The organism is Falsiroseomonas stagni DSM 19981, assembly GCF_900114315.1.
In the GTDB taxonomy this organism is placed as follows: domain Bacteria; phylum Pseudomonadota; class Alphaproteobacteria; order Acetobacterales; family Acetobacteraceae; genus Falsiroseomonas; species Falsiroseomonas stagni.
The window spans coordinates 157,980-173,576 of record NZ_FOSQ01000004.1; the positions used below are offsets into that span (position 1 = coordinate 157,980).

The window sequence follows — 15,597 nt, forward strand, 5'->3', positions numbered from 1 at the left end:
GAAGTCAAAGGCGCCGACAGGCGCTGAGGGGCGGGGGGCGCTCAGCCCCCCAGCCTTGCGGCATAGTCCTGCTTCAGCCGCAGCCACCCCGGCCAGAAGGGCGGCGGCAGCCGCTCCTCCGCCACCGCGACCAGCACATCCAGATGGGCGTGCCAGCCCGCGCTGACATTCAGCAGCGTCGCGCGCTCCGCCACCCGGCGATGCGTCAGGGTCAGCAGCACATGGCCCCCGGCAGGTTCCAGCAGGAAGGTCACGCCGCCCGTGCTGCCCCATTCGATGGCCAGCAGCCGAGGCGCTTCCAGCGCCGTGATGCGGCTCCGCATCCGGTGCTCCGCCGGGAAGCCTTCCGGCCGGGCGCCGGCGCCGCCGCTGAGGTCGTCGTTCCGCCAGACGAATTCGAACTCGGCGCCGACGCGCATCTCCATCTCGCCGGCCGCCAGCCATTGCCGGCGCAACGCGCCCTCCGTCAGATAGGCCCAGACCCGTTCGATGGGGCCGGGGAGCAGGCGCTGGATCGTCAGCGTGGAATCGGCATCCACTACGCCATGGGTATCGAGCAGGTCGCTCATCCTTCGTCTCCCTTCGGGGTCCGGTTGCGCATCGCCTCCTCCTCCCGGAGCAGGCGTTCGAGCACGTCGAGCCGGCCGGTCCAGAAGCCCTCGTAGAAGGCCAGCCAGCGATGGGCGGAAGCCAGCGGCCCGGGCGCCAGCCGGCACCAATGGGTGCGGCCCCGGACCTCACGGTGGATCAGCCCGGCCCGTCCCAGCGCCTGGATGTGCCTGGACGCGGCGGCGAGGGACATGGCAGCCGGCGCGGCCAGGTCGCCGACCGTCCGCTCCCCCGCCGCCAGGTCCTGCAGCATCCGGCGCCGCGTGGCATCGCCAAGGGCGCGGAAGACGCTGTCGAGGGCTGCCGGTTCTGATTCAACCATGTAGTTGAATATCGGCTGCGCCGATCTGTCAGTCAACCTTTATGTTGACTATCAGCGGCACTACCGCGCCGTCGCCTCCGCCACCGCGGACTGGATCGCGGGGTGCAGGTCCCGCAGCCGCATGGGCTTGGCCAGCAGCCCCGCCAGCCCCGCCGCCCCGCAGCGTTCGCGCAGCGCCGGGTCGGGCTGTTCGGAGGTGCCGATGATCGGCACCGCCGCCCGCCGCGCCGTGATGCCGCGCAGCCGCGATGCCATCTCCCACCCATCCGGCGCGTCGAGGTCCAGCATCACCACGTCGAAGGGATGGTCCCGCAGCGCCGCGGCCGCCGCTTCCCCGTCGCCCACGGCGGTGACGGCATGGTCCAGCTGCCGCAGCAGGGCGCCCGCCGCGGTGCGGTGGCTCGGCAGCGTCTCCACCACCAGCACGCGCCGCCCGCCCGACGCCTCCATCCGCGCCTGCGCCGGCAGGCCGAGCGGCAGTTCGAACCAGAAGGTGCTGCCAAGGCCGGGCTGGCTGTCGAAGCCGATCCGCCCCCCCATCAGCTCCACCAATTGGCGGGAGATCGCGAGGCCGAGGCCGGAGCCGCCATAGCGCCGCGTCGTCGACATCTCCGCCTGGGCGAAGCGTTCGAAGAGCTGGGGCCAGGATTCCCGCGGGATGCCGATCCCGGTATCGGCCACCTCCACCCGCAGCCTGCCGCCGGCGGGCAGCGGGATCCACCGCGCGCGGATGCGGATCTCCCCCTGTTCCGTGAACTTCACCGCATTGCCGGCCAGGTTCACCAGCACCTGCGCCACCCGCATCCGGTCCGCCAGCATCTGCCGCGGCAGGTCGGGCGCCATCTCCACCGTCCAGCCCACGCCCTTGCGCAGCGCGGCGGCGGCCAGGGCGGATAGCGGCTGGGACAGCATCGGCACAGTCTCCACCGGCGCGGCATCGATCTTCACGCGCCCGGATTCCAGGCGGGAGATATCAAGGATGTCGTTGATGATGCCGAGCAGCAGGTTCCCGCTGTCGAGGATCACCTGCACCGCCTCCCGGTCCGCCTCGTTCAGCTCGGAGGTCGAGAGGATCTGCGCCATGCCGAGGATGCCGTTCAGCGGCGTGCGCACCTCGTGGCTCATATTGGCCAGGAACTCGCTCTTCGCGCGGGTCGCGACCTCCGCCTGCTCCTTGGCGTTGCGCAGCAGCACCTCCCGCAGCCTCGCTTCCTCCAGCAGGGCGCGCTGCCGCGCCTCGCTGGCCGACAGGGCTTCCAGCCTCTCCCGCATCGCGGTCGCCATGGCGATGAAGGTGCTGCCGAGCCGCGCGATCTCGTCGCCCGCGCCCTCCCGCGCCGGATGGGCGCGCAGCGCGTGGGGGTTGAGCGGCGTGTCGTAGTCGCCCGCGCGGATCGCCGCCGCCGCCGCCTCCAGCCGCCGCAGCGGCCGGAACAGCCAGCGGGAGCCCAGCTCCACCACCGGCACCATCAGCGCCACGCAGAGGATCGCCGCCACCACGCCCCCGGTGACGAGGGCCGCGTGCGCGGCCTCGATCGGCGCCAGCGACATGCCGAAATGCACGGTGCCGAGCTGCTGCCCCGCCATGGTCACCGCCGTCTCGTACACCATCCGGGTATCGCCATCCGGCATGGCCAGCGGCCTGGCCTGGTGCCGGGGCGTGCCATCCCGGGCCACATCCCAGCCTGCCGCCGCCACCGGCTGCCCGCCCGCATCCAGCAGCACCATATGCGCGAAGCTGCCGGCGTTGACGCTTTCCGTGATGATGGCCTGGATGGTGGCGAAGTCCCGCTCCGCCAGCGGCGCCGCCAGCGCCGCCTGCAGGATCGGCCGGGCGGCCACCGCGCGGCTTTCGAACTGCGCTTCCAGCACCCGCAGCACCAGGCGGTCCTGGATCATGGTCAGGGCCGCCGCCAGTGCCACCAGCGCGCAGGCCGCCAGCGTGAACAGCTTCAGGCGGAAGGGGATGCTCCGCAGCATGCCAGGCGCAGCCAGGACAGCGCCGAAATCAGGCGCTGCGCAGGAGGGTGCGGGTCTCCTCCACCACGTCATCCACCTCCGCCAAATCGGCATCGGTCACCGGGCGGATGCCGCGGAAGCCCGTCAGCTCGAAGAACTGGCGCGCGGCATCGCTGCCGGGGAAGCGGCCGATGCAGGTGGTGATCCGGCGCGCCTCCTCCGGCGGGGTCCCGGCGCCCAGCAGCATCAGGAAGGCCGGCACGGCGGCGAATTGCTGCCAGACCACCAGCGTGTCCCGCACCGCGGGGCCGATGGCGTTGAACTCGCCCCGGCTCATCACCGCCAGCGGCGTGGCGGGGCCGGTGAGGAGCTGCGCCAGGCTGTCCTCGTTCCGCGCATGCACGGCGCTGGCGTCCTGCCCGATGCGGATGCCGCGGTCGCGCGCCCAGTGGACGAACTTCAGCGCCACCAGCGATTGCGGGTTGGTCATGGCGACCTGCCGGCCCCGGATCGCGCCGATGTCGGTGACCGGCCGGTCCCGGTGCGCCACCAGCAGGCCGGGGATGCGCGGTTCGTAGATCGCGAAGGGGCGCAGCCCCGCATCCTGCTGCGCGACGCGGCCGAGATTGGCCGCCGTCACCACCAGCCCATAGGCGCCGGCGACCGTCCGTTCATGGAAGGGCGCCAGCCCCGGTGCCGTCACCACCTCCACCGGCCGGGCGAGGTCCTGTTCCAGGAAGGCACGGAAGGGCTGGTACTGCGTCAGCAGCACGCGGGGGCTGACATTGGGCATGACGCCGAATTGCAGGGGCGCCGACTGCGCGCTGGCCGGGCCGGCCAGCAGGGCCGGCGCGCCCAGCAGGGCAGCGGCGCCGACCGCCCGTCTTGTCAGGTTCTGGGTCACTGCCCTGCGTCTCCCTCCGCTGCCGTCCTGGTCCGGCGATCATTCTGGCACGCAATCGGCCCGGACGCAGCCATTCTCGCGCCGCCGCCTTTCCGAGGTCAAAACAGGGCCTGTCCTGCCCGCAACTTGCCGCAAGCGGGGCTTGATGCCGCCTGGCGAAGGGGCGATCTCTGGGACGCCATGCGCGACACCGCCCCCCCTCCCGATGCCACCCGAGGCCTGGAAGCCCGCCCGCGCCGCCTGGCGCGGCCGCGTATCCTGCTGCCCGCCATTCCCTGGCCGGTCCGGCGGGTGGCGGGCATGTGGCTGCTCGGCCTGACGCTCTGGATGGCCTGCATCCTGGCGCTGTTCCGATGAACCAGGCGGGCCCCGGCTGGCACCGCCCGGATGCCTGGCGCGATGCGCGCGCGAAGCTGGAAGACCAGGCCGGGCGCTTCCGCGCCGGCACGCGCGGCCTGCTGCTGCCGCTCTTCACCTGGCCGCTGCTGCCGGATGCGGTGATCGAGATCGCGCGCGGCAACACGCGGGGCGTCGTTGCCGCCGCGCTCGGGGTCGGCCTGCCGCTTCTGGCGGTGCGGATTCTGCGGCGGGGCAGGGCAGGGGATACGCGCCGCGCCGCCGTGATCGTCGCGGTCGCCACCGGCCTCATCGCCGGGCTGGGCGCGCAGATGGCCGCGCCGCTGGCCGTGCTGCTGGCCGCCGGTGCCTGGGCCGGCACCCGCCTGTTGTATGACGGCGCGGTGCCGGAAGTGGAGGCGCCGGAACCCCCCGCCGCCCCCGGCCCGCTGGACGATGCCCGCGCCCGCCTGGCCCGCATCGCCGCGGTGCCGAGCCTGGCCGGCGTCACCGGCGCCATCGCCGCCGTGCTGGATGACCTCGATGCCCGGCCGGACCGGCTGCCGCTGGCCCGCCGTTTCCTGGCCGTCCACCTCGATGGGCTGGACCGGATCGCCGACCGCCTGGAGGCCGGCGCCGAGCCGCCGCCCGGCATGGCGCCCCTGCTGGCGGACCTCCAGACCGCCGCGGAGGACCTCCGCGCCCGGCTGCGCGCGGAGGAGAGTGCGGCCCTCGAGATCCAGGTGAAGGTGCTGGCCGACCGGCTGCGCCAGGAAGGATACGCATGAGCACCACCCAGCCGACCGCGACGCCCGCCCCCGGCACGCCGGCTCCCGCGATCGAGGATCTGGCCCGCCAGATCGACCTCTCCGACCCCGGCTCCATCCTCCGCTTCGGGCAGCAGACGCAGACGCGCGCCCAGGCCGCGGCGGATGCGATGCTGGAAGGGGCGAGGAACCAGGAGACGGGGGAGGCCGGGCGCACCCTGTCCTCCCTGCTCGCGACCCTGCGCGGCTTCGATGTCACCAGGCTCGACGAACGCCCCGGCTTCTTCGCCCGCGTCTTCACCAAGGCCGGCGCGGAAGTCACCGGCATCATCCAGAAGTATGAGACGGTGAAGGGCCAGATCGAGGGGATCGGCGACAGGCTCGACACCCATCGCACCCGGCTGCTGGAGGATGTGGAGCGGCTGGAACGCCTCTACCAGGCGACGCTCGAATGGTTCCATGCCCTCGGCGACCACGTCCAGGCCGGAGAGGCCGTGCTGGCCCGCACCGACCAGGAAGCGATCCCGGCCATGGAAGCCGCGCTCGCCGCCAATCCCGGCGACGATCTGGGGCCGCAACGGCTGCGGGACCTGCGCGGCGCGCGGGACGAGTTGGACCGCCGCGTGCATGACCTGCGCCTGACCCGCCAGGTGGCGATGCAGGCGCTGCCCTCGATCCGGCTGATCCAGGAGAATGACAAGGCGCTGGCCAGCAAGATCCACTCCGTGCTGGCCAATACCGTGCCGCTGTGGCGCCAGCAGCTCGCCCAGGCGTTGGCCATCCACCGGATGCGCGAAGCCGGCGCCGCCGTGAAGCAGGCCACCGACCTGACCAACCAGCTGCTGACCGCGAATGCGGAGACGCTGCGCCGCGGCAATGCGGAGGCGCGGACGGAGCTGGAGCGCGGGATCTTCGACCTGGCCGCCGTGCAGAAGGCCAATGCCGCGCTGGTCGCGACCATCGAGGATTCGCTCCGCATCGCCGATGAGGCCCGCGGCCAGCGCGCCCGCGCGGCGGAGGAACTGGCCAAGCTGGAAGGCGACATCCGCCGCGTGCTGGTCCAGGCCAAGGCCGGCGCGCCGGTCACGCGGCCGGTCTAACGGGCGTCCGGGGCGTGGCCTGCGCCACGTCGCCCGGCCCGTCGGTCAACCTCCCCCGGCGCCGCGCGAATGCGCGTTGCGCCCTCGTGCCTTCCCGGGCCAGATGGCGGGCAAGAACACCAGGGAGGATCACCGTCATGACGCATCTCTCGCGCCGCGCGCTGCTGGCTGCCGCCGGCGCCACGCTCGCCCTGCCGGCCCTTGCGCAATCCTGGCCGAGCGGCCCGGTCCGCATCGTCGTGCCCTTTCCGCCGGGCGGGTCCACCGATGCGCTGTCCCGCCTGCTGCAACCCCATCTCCAGGCCGCGCTCGGCCAGCCCATCGTGGTGGAGAACCGGGCAGGGGCCTCCGGCGCGCTCGGCACCGCGCTGGTCGCGCGCAGCGCGCCGGATGGCAACAACTGGGTGCTGGTCTTCGACACCCATGCGGTGAACCCGGCGCTGATCCCGACCATCGGCTTCGACACGGAGCGCGACCTGACGCCGCTGCTGCTGTTCGGCACCGCGCCCATGGTGCTGACCGCGCATCGCACCCGCCCCTGGCGCAGCTTCGCCGCCATGGCGGAAGCCGCGAAGGCGCGCCCCGACACGCTGACCTACGGCACCATCGGCAACGGGTCGCTGGCCCACCTGACCATGGCGCTGGTCGGCAAGGCGGCCGGGCTGCAGCTGGTGCATGTGCCCTATCGCGGCGGCGGCCCGCTTTCCGTCGCCGCCGTGGCCGGGGAGGTCGACATGCCCATCGCCACCCGCCCCGCCATCGGCGTCCATATCGACAGCGGCGCCTTGATGCCCCTGGCCCAGACCGGGGCCACGCGCTCGCCCTCCATGCCCGACATCCCGACTCTGGTGGAATCCGGCGTCCCTGGCATCGATGCCCGCGCCTTCTGGGGCTTCCTCGGCCCCGCCGGGCTGCCCGCCGCGATCCGCCAGCGGATGGAGGCGGCGCTGCGCAGCGCGCTTGCCATCCCGGAGGTCCGCGCCCGCGTCATCGGCCTCGGCATCGACCTGGACCCGCAGGGGGAGGCCGTCTTCGGCCCCTTCCTCTCCGCCCAGATCGCCACCTGGGGCCGCGTGGTGCGGGACAACGCGATCCGGCCGGATTAGGTTTTCAGCCCCGCCGCCCCAGCCCGAAGGGCGAGAGCAGGTCATCCGGCTCCGCCTGTGGCAGGTCCTCGTCCCGCATCGGCAGGCGCCCCCGGGGCGCCTGCCGGTCCACCATCCCCGGCAGGCCGCGGCCTAGGCGGGACAGGATGTCGTCCTGGCCCTCGCCGGTCGCGGCGGCGACCTGGTCCAGCGCCCCCGGCCGGATGGCGCGGCGCAGTTCATCCGGGGTCAGCGCCGCATTCGGCCCGTCCTGCACCCAGCTATCCACGCGGTCGCCGAGCCCGGCGCCGCGCAACTGCTCCGTCAGGCTGGCCAGCCCCCGCGCGCCGCCCTGGCCCCGCATGAGGGTGGCGAGCAACGCCATCAGCGCCATGCCCTTCATGCCGCCCAGCCCGCCGCCCGACGGCATCGGGGATGCCGCGCCCCCGGATCGCCCCGCCTCCCCACCCCGCAGGCGGGGCCTTCCGCGCGGCGAACCCCCCGGGGCAACGCCGCCCTTGGCGCGGGGTTCGGCATCCCCGCACCCCGCGGGCAAACGCCTGATTCAGGCTTTTCGGCGATGCTGGCGGCCACGCCCCGCGCCTCCGGCGGCGGGCCGGATGGTGAGGAGGCACGGCATGGGAAGGGTGGGCGTGCTCGCGCTCGCGATGCTGCTGGCCTGCGCGGCCGTGGCGGCGGCGCAGACCCACCGGCAGCAATTCGTCGGCCGGGCCGGTCACGCCGCGATCATCCGGGTGTTCGAGAATGGCGTCTTCCAGCGCTGCGCCGCCAGCAATGGCAGCGTCACCGCCCTGATGCGCATCGCCTTCACGCGCGACCGCGCCTTTTCCATCAGCGTCCCCGCCATCCCCCCGCTGCAGGCGCCGCATGTGCTGACGGTCTTCACCGCCGCTGGGCGACGCGAGTTGCCCGGTGCCGCCAGCGGGGATCGCGCCTGGGCGGAACTCGATGCCCGGACGGCGGAGGCGCTGATGGCCTCCCGCGGGCCGCTCGTCATCGAATACGGGCGGCACCGCTACAGTTGGGAGGCCGGGATGCCGATGCGCGACATCATGCTGGCGCTGGAAGCCTGCACCAGCCGCGCGCTCGGCCTGCGCTGATCAGAAGGCCAGCAGGTTATCCCGGAATGTCGCGTGCTCGTAGCGCCGCCGGGTCAGGCCGCGGCGCTGCAATTCGGGCACCAGCCCGTCGCAGATCTCCGCGATGTAGCGGCGCGTGAAATCGGCATGGACGATCAGGAAACCGTCGCCGCCGGCCTCCTGCATCGCCTCCGCCATCATCCCCGCCACCTGGCCCACCGTGCCGGTGAAGCGGATGCCGAGTTCCGCCCGCCCCGCCACCTGCCGCGGCGTCAGCCCGACGAAGCGATCCACCACCGATTGGTGGCCGTTGCTTGTCAGTTTCGGCAACGGCTCATCCAGCGGAAAGCGCGAAAAATCGATCCCGCTGAGCCGCGAGGCGGAGGCCAGGTGCTGGTCCACATGCAGCGCCACATCGGCTTCCAGGATGCGCCGGCGATGCTCCGCGGCTTCCGGGCTGTGGTCCACCAGCGGGTCGATCAGGAACAGCACCTTGATGCCATCGGGGTCGCGCCCCATCGCCACTGCATCGGCGCGGATGCGATCCCGCGTCGCGCGCATCGAAGCCACATCCTTCGCCGAGGTGATGATCGTGTCCGACCAGCGCGCCGCGAATTGCCGCCCGCGCGGCGATCCGCCCGCCTGGCACAGCACCGGCCGCACCTGCGGCGATCGTGGCGCGCTGAGCGGCCCGCGCACCTGGTGGAAGCGCCCCTTGTAGTGCAGCGCCTGCACCTTGGCGCCATCCGCGAACAACGGCGCCTCCCGATCCATCACCACCGCATCCGGCGCCCAGCTTTCCCAGAGCCGCGTGACGATCTCGACGAACTCATCCGCGCGGTCATAGCGCTCATCATGCTCGAACTGCCGGTCCAGGCCGTAATTCTGGGCGCCGCCATCATTGCTGCCCGTCACCATGTTCCAGCCGACGCGGCCTTCGGTGACGTGGTCCAGCGTGTTCACCAGGCGGGCCAGCAGGAAGGGCGGGTATTCGGTGGTGGACATCGTCGTCACCAGCCCGATCCGCTTCGTCGCCATCGCCATGTAGGGAACGAGCACCGCGGGATCGAGCTTCGGCGTCGCCATCGCGTATTTCAGGTAGTCGTCATGCGTGCCCTTGTGCGTGTAGGGGACGTTCGAACTGTCCTCCATCATCACATAGTCGAAGCCCGCGCGTTCCATCGACACGGCAAGGTCGACGAAGAGGTCCGGCATCATCCAGCGGGACTGGTCGCCGCCCCATTCATACCGCCAGGCCTTGGGACCGTAGCCGCGGGAGACGAACCAGGCGAGGTGAAACGGGCGGTCCATGCGCAGCCTTTCGCGGGTTGACGCGACCGGCGGTGTTCCATCCCCCGCGGCGCTTCCTGATCCGCGCCGGCAGCGCCAGTGGGCCAAGCCGCGCGCGCCCCTGTCAAGCTTGACCCCGATGGGCCCCGGTGCTGGCCTGCCGCTGAAGCGTGAGGAGGGAATGCGCCATGCGGGCCTGGGCCGTGGTCGAGACGGGAAAGCCGTTGCAGGAGATCGAACTGCCGACGCCGGTGCCGACCGGCAAGCAGGTGCTGCTGGAAGTCACCCATGCCGGCGTCTGCCATTCCGACCTGCATATCTGGGAAGGCGAATACGACCTCGGCAGCCGGGGCAAGATGAAGCTCTCCGACCGCGGCGTGAAGCTGCCGCTGGCCATGGGGCATGAAACGGTGGGCCGCGTGCTGTCCTGGGGGCCGGAGGCGGAGGGCCAAAAGGGGGGTGAAGGGCTGGAAGTCGGCCAGACCCGCATCGTCTTCCCCTGGGTGGGCTGCGGCACCTGCGCCCGCTGCCGGGCGGAGGAAGACAATATGTGCGCCAATGGGCGTTCCCTCGGCGTCTTCCAGAATGGCGGCTACGCCACGCATATCCTGGTGCCGGAACCGCGCCACCTCGTCGATCCCGGCAATCTCGACCTCGCCTTGGCCGCGACCTATGCGTGTTCCGGCATCACCGTCTATTCCGCCATCAACAAGCTGATGCCGATGGAGCCGGACGATCCCATCGTGCTGGTCGGCGCCGGGGGCCTCGGCCTGCAGGCCATCGCGGTGCTGAGGGCGATGGGGCATCGCCGCATCGTCTCCGTCGATATCGGCGCGGAGAAGCTGGAGGCCGCGAAGGCAGCCGGCGCGACCGATACCGTCGATGCCCGCGGCGACAACGTCGCGGCGAAACTCGTGGAAGTCTGTGGCGGGCCGGTGATGGCGGTGGTGGACCTGGTGAACGGCAGCGCCACCGCGCGCTTCGCCTTCGATGCGCTGGGCAAGGGCGGCAAGCTGGTGCAGGTCGGGCTGTTCGGCGGCGAATTGTCGCTGCCCCTGCCGCTGATGGCCATGCGCGCCGTCACCATCCAGGGCAGCTATGTCGGCAATCCCAAGGAACTGCGCGCCCTGGTCAGGATCGCGCAATCCGGCAGCCTGCCCGGCATCCCCATCACCCGCGAACCCTTCCCGCAGGCCGACAGCGCGCTGATGCGGCTGCGGGCCGGGCAGGTGACGGGGCGGATCGTCCTGACGGCGGAGGCCGTCTAAAGCGGCCCGACGGCGGAGGCCGTCTGAAACGGATCTGACGGCGGAGGCCGTCTGACCAGGACCGCCGGGCGGACCGGCCCGGGCATGGTGCGGCGCGAAATCCGTCCTACAATCGCGCCATGCCCGGCATCGCCGCCTCACCGCCGCCCTTCACGCCGCCTTTCCCGGCCCGGCCCCCGCGGCTGCCGCCGATCCGGCGATTCCTCGCCCTCGCCCGGCGCAACTGGCTGTCCGTCTTCCCGCCCAGCGCCTTCAAGGCCGATGTCATCTTCCGCCGGATCCTGTTCCGCCAGCTGGTGATCTGCAACAGCCCCGCGACGGTGGCCGAGGCCTTCGTGGACCAGCATGAGGCCTTCCAGCGCAAATCCGCCCCGCATCGCCGCGCCCTGATCCCGCTGCTGGCCGACGGGCTCTTCGTCTCCGACGGCCCGCTCTGGCGCGAGAGGCGTCGCGTCGTCGCCCCCGTCACCCACGCGACGCGCCTGCCCGAACTCGCCCCCGCCATCACGGAAGCCGCCACCGCCCGTGCGGAGGCCTGGCGCCGCCTGCCCCCCGGCACGTCCATCGATGCGCTGGCCGCGATGGGCCAGCTCACCGCCGAGATCATCTGCCGCACCATCTTCGGCCGCGGGCTGGGGGCGGAAGCCGCGGCGGATGTCGTCGCCGCCTTCGCCGAATACCAGGCGCTGGTGGACCAGATCGACCTCGCCTCCTTCCTCGGCCTGCCGGCCTGGCTGCCGCGCTTCACCGGCGGCCGCACCCGCCGCGCGGCGCGGCGCATCCATGCCGTGGTCGATGGGCTGATCGCCGGAATCCTGGACGGGGACGCGCAGGAGGCCTCCCTCATCCGCTCCATGGCGGAGGCCCGCATCCCCGGCACCGGCCTGCCGATGGACCGCCGCGCCTTCCGGAACGAGGCGATCGTGCTGTTCATGGCGGGGCACGAGACCACAGCCAATGTCATGGCCTGGGCACTGTTCATCCTGAGCCAGGACCAGGCCAGCGCCGCCCGGCTCGACGCCGAACTCGCCGCGGTATTGGGCGGCCGCCCGGCGGTGCTGGAGGATCTGCCGAACCTCCCCTTCACCCGCGCGGTGCTGGAGGAGACGATGCGCCTCTACCCCCCCGTGCCCCTGTTGACGCGGGAGGCGATCGCCCCCGGCCGCATCGCCGGGCGGGAGGTCGCGCGCGGCACCATGCTGCTGGTCGCGCCCTGGCTGCTGCACCGCAAGCCCGGCCTCTGGGACCAGCCGGACGCCTTCATCCCGGATCGCTTCATGCCCGGCGCGCCGCGCCCCTCCCGCCACGCCTATATCCCCTTCAGCGTCGGGCCCCGCGTCTGCACCGGCCAGCAGCTGGGCCTGGCGGAGGCGATGATCTGCCTCGCCACGCTCCGCCAGGCGGCACGGCTGGAACTGGTGGAGGGGACGGTGGTGGAGGCGGTGGCCCGCCTGACGCTCCGCCCGGGTGAGACGCTGCCGATGCGCGTATGGCCGGCGTGAAGCCGCCGCCGGACCCGGCGCGGGACAGCCGCGCGCTGGATGTCCTCTACCCGCCGCCGCCCTGGCGCTGGGACCAGCGCCGCGCGCTGTGGCGGCACTGGGTCCGCGACCCCGCCTGGGGCCTGCTGGACTACAGCGTCCATCACCTCATGCGCCTGCTGCCGAGCCAGGCCGTCTCCTCCATGGGCGCCACACTGGGGCATCATCTCGGCCGCAGGCGTCCCGCCGACCGCGCCCGCGCCCTGCTTCGGCACCTGCGGCCCGAGGCGGCGGATGCGGAGATCGAGCGCCTGCTCGATGCGCATTGGGTCCATATCGGCCGCTGCTTTGCCGAATTCTCCGCCCAGTACCGTTTCCTGTTGGAAGACCGCATCGAGATCGAGGGGCGGGAGGTGATCGACTGCCTTCGCCAGGCCGGGCGGCCGATCATCGTCGCGGGGCTGCATGTCGGGAACTGGGAGATGGTGCATCTCGGCCTCGCCAAGGTTGGCCTGCCCTTCCATGCCATCTTCCAGCGCCTGCCCAACCGCTTCCGGATGCGGATCGCCTTCAGGATGCGCAACCTTGGCCGCCGCTTCGCCGACGCGCCCATCTCCAACCCCATCCTGCCGACGCTGGATGCTGCCTTCCACGCCCACCGCCTGCTGGCCGGCGGTCATTCCGCGCTGCTCTACTACGTCGACGAATACTGGGAAGGGCGGGTCCATGCGCCGCGGTTCGGGCGGGCGCCGAAGCCGGACGGGAACATCATGCGGGCCGTGCGCCTGGCCGCGCATACCGGCGCCGCCATCGTGCCGTGCTACGCGCTCCGCATCGCGGAGGGGCCCCGCTTCCGCCTGACCTTCCTGCCCCCGGTGGACGTCGGACCGCCCGGCCGTGGCCGCCAGGGGATGCTGGACGACATGGCGCTGCTGGATGCGGCGATCGAACCCGTGGTGCGCGCCCATCCCGAGCAATGGTTCATGCTGCACGCGTTTCGCTTCGACCGCTGAGCGGTCGGGGGAGGTTCGACCGCTGAGCGGTCGGGGGAGGTTCGACCGCTGACCCGCGTCACGCCGCCGGATAGGGCGCGCCCGTCACGGGATCGCAGGGCGGGTCCGGCGTGGCGGGGATGGCATGGGCGGCTTTCGCGGCCTCCCCGGGCCGTCCCGTGAACTGCTCCGGCGGATCGCCCGGGGGATAGGCGCCCACCACCAGCAGCCGGGCGGAGGCGCCGAGGTTGCGGTGCCCCGTCCCCGCCGGCAGCACCACCACATCCCCCGCCTGCAGGTCGATCGTCACGCCGGGATCGCCGCCGAGCCGGACGCGCACCGCCCCCTCCACGATGGCCAGGGCCTCATGCGCGTTGGGGTGGTAGTGGTGGAAATCGTAGATGCCGTTGCGCCAGGCCGGCGGCCAGCCATGGCGGGCGAACAGCGCCTCCGCCGCCGCCGGATCGCCGGCGCGCACCGCGCCGCGATGCAGCAGCACCGGCAGGCGCGGATTGTTGGGAATGGTGCCGTTTTCGCAGGCCCCCTCCGGCAGCAGCAACCGCTCCGCCCCATCTCCGCCGCGTTCATGCATCGCCCGATCCTCCCATCCTTGCTGGCGCATCATGCCAGCAGGCCGGGGGAAGCGGGCAAACTACTCCGCGAAGAGCTGCGACGTCAGGCGCATATGCTGCGCGACATGGGGGGAGGGCGCGCCCTCCGCCACTTCCTGGTAGGCCGGCGCGCGCGCTTCCATCATGCGGCCGCCGCCATGGGCCGGGCGGTTGTAGATGAAGCCATGCGTGGAATAGGTGCGGCCGAAGGCGTCGTCATGATGCCCGACCTGCACGCGCACCGCCGTCCAGTCATTCCGGTCGGAAGCATCGATCACGACGACGCCGCGCATCACGGCGCCGCGGCGGATGCCGGGGCCGCCCCAATTGGCGTGGTCGATATGGATGGTGCGGGAATTCACCACCCGGCTGACCACGGCGACATGCCCGCGCGACATGCCGCCGGAGGCGGTGAAGGCCAGGACGGAGCCGCGTTCCGGCGCATTGCCGCGGGCATAGGTGCCGGCGGCGTTGTGCCACCACATGCGGGCATCGCCGCTGATGTTCATGCCCGTCGCCATCCGGGCGAAGGGCACGCAGGACAGGCCGCCGCTGATGGAGACCGGCAGGATGGGCGTGCCGCCCAGGCCGATGGCGGGGCTGGCGATCGCCGGGCGGATCACGCCGACCGAGGCCAGTCGCACCGGCGCGGGCTGCGCGGTGGCGGGCGCGCGGCTGGCCGGCATCTCGTTCAGCACGCGCACGCGCGGCGCGGGGGCGGGCGGCGGGGGTGGCGGCAGCGCGGCCATCTGGGTGCCGCGCGGCGGCGTGGCGGCGGCCTGGCGGCTGGCGGGCTGGGCGGGCTTGGCGGCGGCGGTGCGGGTTGCGGCCTGGGTCGCGGGGGGGCGGGGCGGGGTCACGGCCACCTGGCCCGGGCGCGCCTGCTTCTGGGCCGTGCGCGGGTTGCGCTCCGTCGCCTGAGCCGTGTCCGCGCTGAAGGCCGCCGTCCCGAACAGGACGCAGAATACAGCCAGCGTGCCCGTCGCCCGCATGAGTGATCCCCCGATTTGCCTGCCCTCCGGGCACCGACTGGCGCTCCGTGACAACGGCGGTACCCGGCACCTGGAGGAGGGACAACCCGATCCTTTGTTACCCCGCGAAATCCGGCGTGATTCGCTCATCGAGCGTCCGTGAATGCCGCGCGAAACAGATTATCATCCTAGAACGAAACCTGACGAAACACGACGACACAGTGTTGCGGCATTTTTGTCACGGTTCTGGGGCCTTCGCGCCGCCGGTCGTGACTCCGTAACATGACAGTCATGCCATCCAGGAATATGCCCCCGCGGCGGGGGTATTTCGGGCCGCCTCCGGAGCAGGCGGCGCCCACCGAGGGCCCAAGAGAAAGGGCGGCGCCGGGGTTCACCCGACGCCGCCCCGGCAGGCCCGGACCCGCTGCCTCAGCGGCAGGCCGTGACCATGATCTCCACCAGGTGGCGCGGATCGGCCATGTTGGCCTCCACGCAGGCGCGCACCGGGCGGCCGGCATCGCCCAGCCACTCCACCCACACCTTGTTCATGGCGTCGCGGTCGCGGATGTCCTTCAGCCAGATCTGCGTCTGCAGCAGGCGGGTGTTGTCCGTGCCGTTGGCTTCCAGCGCGGCATCGATCTTGGCCAGCACCTGGCGGGTCTGGCCCGTGATGTCCTGGGACAGGTCATCGGCCGTCATGCCGGCCAGGTAGACGAAGTTGTGGTACTCCACCGAGGAGGACAGGATGGGGTTGCTGCCCTGGCGGGTGATCTTGGACATCGCGCATTGCTCCTCGAGCGGT

17 protein-coding genes are annotated in these 15,597 nt (G+C 72.2%); 8 read left to right on the top strand and 9 right to left on the bottom strand.

Annotated features, from left to right (window positions below):
• Positions 1-41 precede the first annotated feature (41 nt).
• From BM041_RS13155 to BM041_RS13170, 4 genes are read right to left on the bottom strand one after another with little or no spacing between them, the layout of a single operon-like run.
• On the bottom strand, positions 42-569 hold the full coding sequence (locus tag BM041_RS13155; RefSeq protein WP_092960160.1) for an SRPBCC family protein: 528 nt from the start codon (positions 567-569) through the stop codon (positions 42-44).
• The gene (locus tag BM041_RS13160) at positions 566-931 is read right to left on the bottom strand and encodes an ArsR/SmtB family transcription factor (RefSeq protein WP_092960162.1); all 366 of its coding nucleotides are present in this window, start codon (positions 929-931) and stop codon (positions 566-568) included. The genes BM041_RS13155 and BM041_RS13160 overlap by 4 nt, the downstream gene beginning before the upstream one ends.
• A 60-nt stretch (positions 932-991) precedes the next feature.
• Positions 992-2,911, bottom strand: coding sequence for an ATP-binding protein (locus BM041_RS13165; protein WP_092960164.1), 1,920 nt, complete (start codon positions 2,909-2,911; stop codon positions 992-994).
• Between the two features lie 28 nt (positions 2,912-2,939).
• Entirely contained in the window at positions 2,940-3,794 is an 855-nt protein-coding gene (locus tag BM041_RS13170; RefSeq protein WP_092960166.1) for a phosphate/phosphite/phosphonate ABC transporter substrate-binding protein, read from the bottom strand.
• Between the two features lie 180 nt (positions 3,795-3,974).
• Here BM041_RS13170 and BM041_RS30565 point away from each other — a divergent pair, with 180 nt between their 5' ends.
• The 4 genes from BM041_RS30565 to BM041_RS13185 all read left to right on the top strand — a co-directional run bounded on the left by BM041_RS30565 (position 3,975) and on the right by BM041_RS13185 (position 7,103).
• A complete protein-coding gene (locus tag BM041_RS30565; RefSeq protein ID WP_175533905.1) occupies positions 3,975-4,151 on the top strand; it encodes a hypothetical protein in 177 nt (58 codons plus the stop codon).
• Positions 4,148-4,918 (top strand): hypothetical protein, encoded by a 771-nt coding sequence (locus BM041_RS13175; protein ID WP_092960168.1) that lies wholly within the window; start codon positions 4,148-4,150, stop codon positions 4,916-4,918. Before BM041_RS30565 ends, BM041_RS13175 begins: the two co-directional genes overlap by 4 nt.
• A complete protein-coding gene (locus BM041_RS13180) occupies positions 4,915-5,997 on the top strand; it encodes a toxic anion resistance protein (protein WP_092960170.1) in 1,083 nt (360 codons plus the stop codon). Before BM041_RS13175 ends, BM041_RS13180 begins: the two co-directional genes overlap by 4 nt.
• 137 nt (positions 5,998-6,134) lie before the next feature.
• A complete protein-coding gene (locus tag BM041_RS13185) occupies positions 6,135-7,103 on the top strand; it encodes a tripartite tricarboxylate transporter substrate-binding protein (protein WP_217648710.1) in 969 nt (322 codons plus the stop codon).
• 4 nt (positions 7,104-7,107) lie between these two features.
• On the opposite strand, the gene BM041_RS13190 is transcribed toward BM041_RS13185, so the two are convergent.
• Positions 7,108-7,638, bottom strand: a complete 531-nt coding sequence (locus BM041_RS13190) for a YidB family protein (RefSeq protein ID WP_281244544.1) — start codon at positions 7,636-7,638, stop codon at positions 7,108-7,110.
• Positions 7,639-7,720: 82 nt separating this feature from the next.
• Between BM041_RS13190 and BM041_RS13195 the strand changes: the two genes are divergently transcribed.
• Positions 7,721-8,203, top strand: a complete 483-nt coding sequence (locus BM041_RS13195) for a hypothetical protein (RefSeq protein WP_092960174.1) — start codon at positions 7,721-7,723, stop codon at positions 8,201-8,203.
• On the opposite strand, the gene BM041_RS13200 is transcribed toward BM041_RS13195, so the two are convergent.
• A complete protein-coding gene (locus BM041_RS13200; RefSeq protein WP_092960176.1) occupies positions 8,204-9,493 on the bottom strand; it encodes an NtaA/DmoA family FMN-dependent monooxygenase in 1,290 nt (429 codons plus the stop codon). It lies immediately after the preceding gene.
• Positions 9,494-9,660: 167 nt separating this feature from the next.
• Here BM041_RS13200 and BM041_RS13205 point away from each other — a divergent pair, with 167 nt between their 5' ends.
• The 3 genes from BM041_RS13205 (at position 9,661) to BM041_RS13215 (ending at position 13,234) form a co-directional block, all read left to right on the top strand.
• Complete coding sequence (locus BM041_RS13205; RefSeq protein WP_092960178.1) at positions 9,661-10,740, top strand: alcohol dehydrogenase; 1,080 nt, start codon at positions 9,661-9,663, stop codon at positions 10,738-10,740.
• Positions 10,741-10,859: 119 nt separating this feature from the next.
• Positions 10,860-12,242: a cytochrome P450 gene (locus tag BM041_RS13210; protein ID WP_092960180.1), complete on the top strand. Its 1,383-nt coding sequence runs from the start codon at positions 10,860-10,862 to the stop codon at positions 12,240-12,242.
• Positions 12,239-13,234, top strand: coding sequence for a lysophospholipid acyltransferase family protein (locus BM041_RS13215; protein WP_175533906.1), 996 nt, complete (start codon positions 12,239-12,241; stop codon positions 13,232-13,234). Before BM041_RS13210 ends, BM041_RS13215 begins: the two co-directional genes overlap by 4 nt.
• Positions 13,235-13,292: 58 nt before the next feature.
• Here BM041_RS13215 and BM041_RS13220 read toward each other — a convergent pair whose 3' ends face one another.
• From BM041_RS13220 to BM041_RS13230, 3 genes are all read right to left on the bottom strand, one after another.
• A complete protein-coding gene (locus tag BM041_RS13220) occupies positions 13,293-13,805 on the bottom strand; it encodes a cupin domain-containing protein (RefSeq protein WP_245762071.1) in 513 nt (170 codons plus the stop codon).
• A 60-nt stretch (positions 13,806-13,865) separates the two neighbouring features.
• Positions 13,866-14,816 carry a CHAP domain-containing protein gene (locus BM041_RS13225; RefSeq protein ID WP_245762072.1) on the bottom strand — a complete coding sequence of 317 codons (951 nt, stop codon included), beginning with the start codon at positions 14,814-14,816 and terminating at the stop codon, positions 13,866-13,868.
• Between the two features lie 408 nt (positions 14,817-15,224).
• The gene (locus BM041_RS13230) at positions 15,225-15,575 is read right to left on the bottom strand and encodes a RidA family protein (RefSeq protein WP_092960524.1); all 351 of its coding nucleotides are present in this window, start codon (positions 15,573-15,575) and stop codon (positions 15,225-15,227) included.
• Between the last annotated feature and the right edge of the window lie 22 nt (positions 15,576-15,597).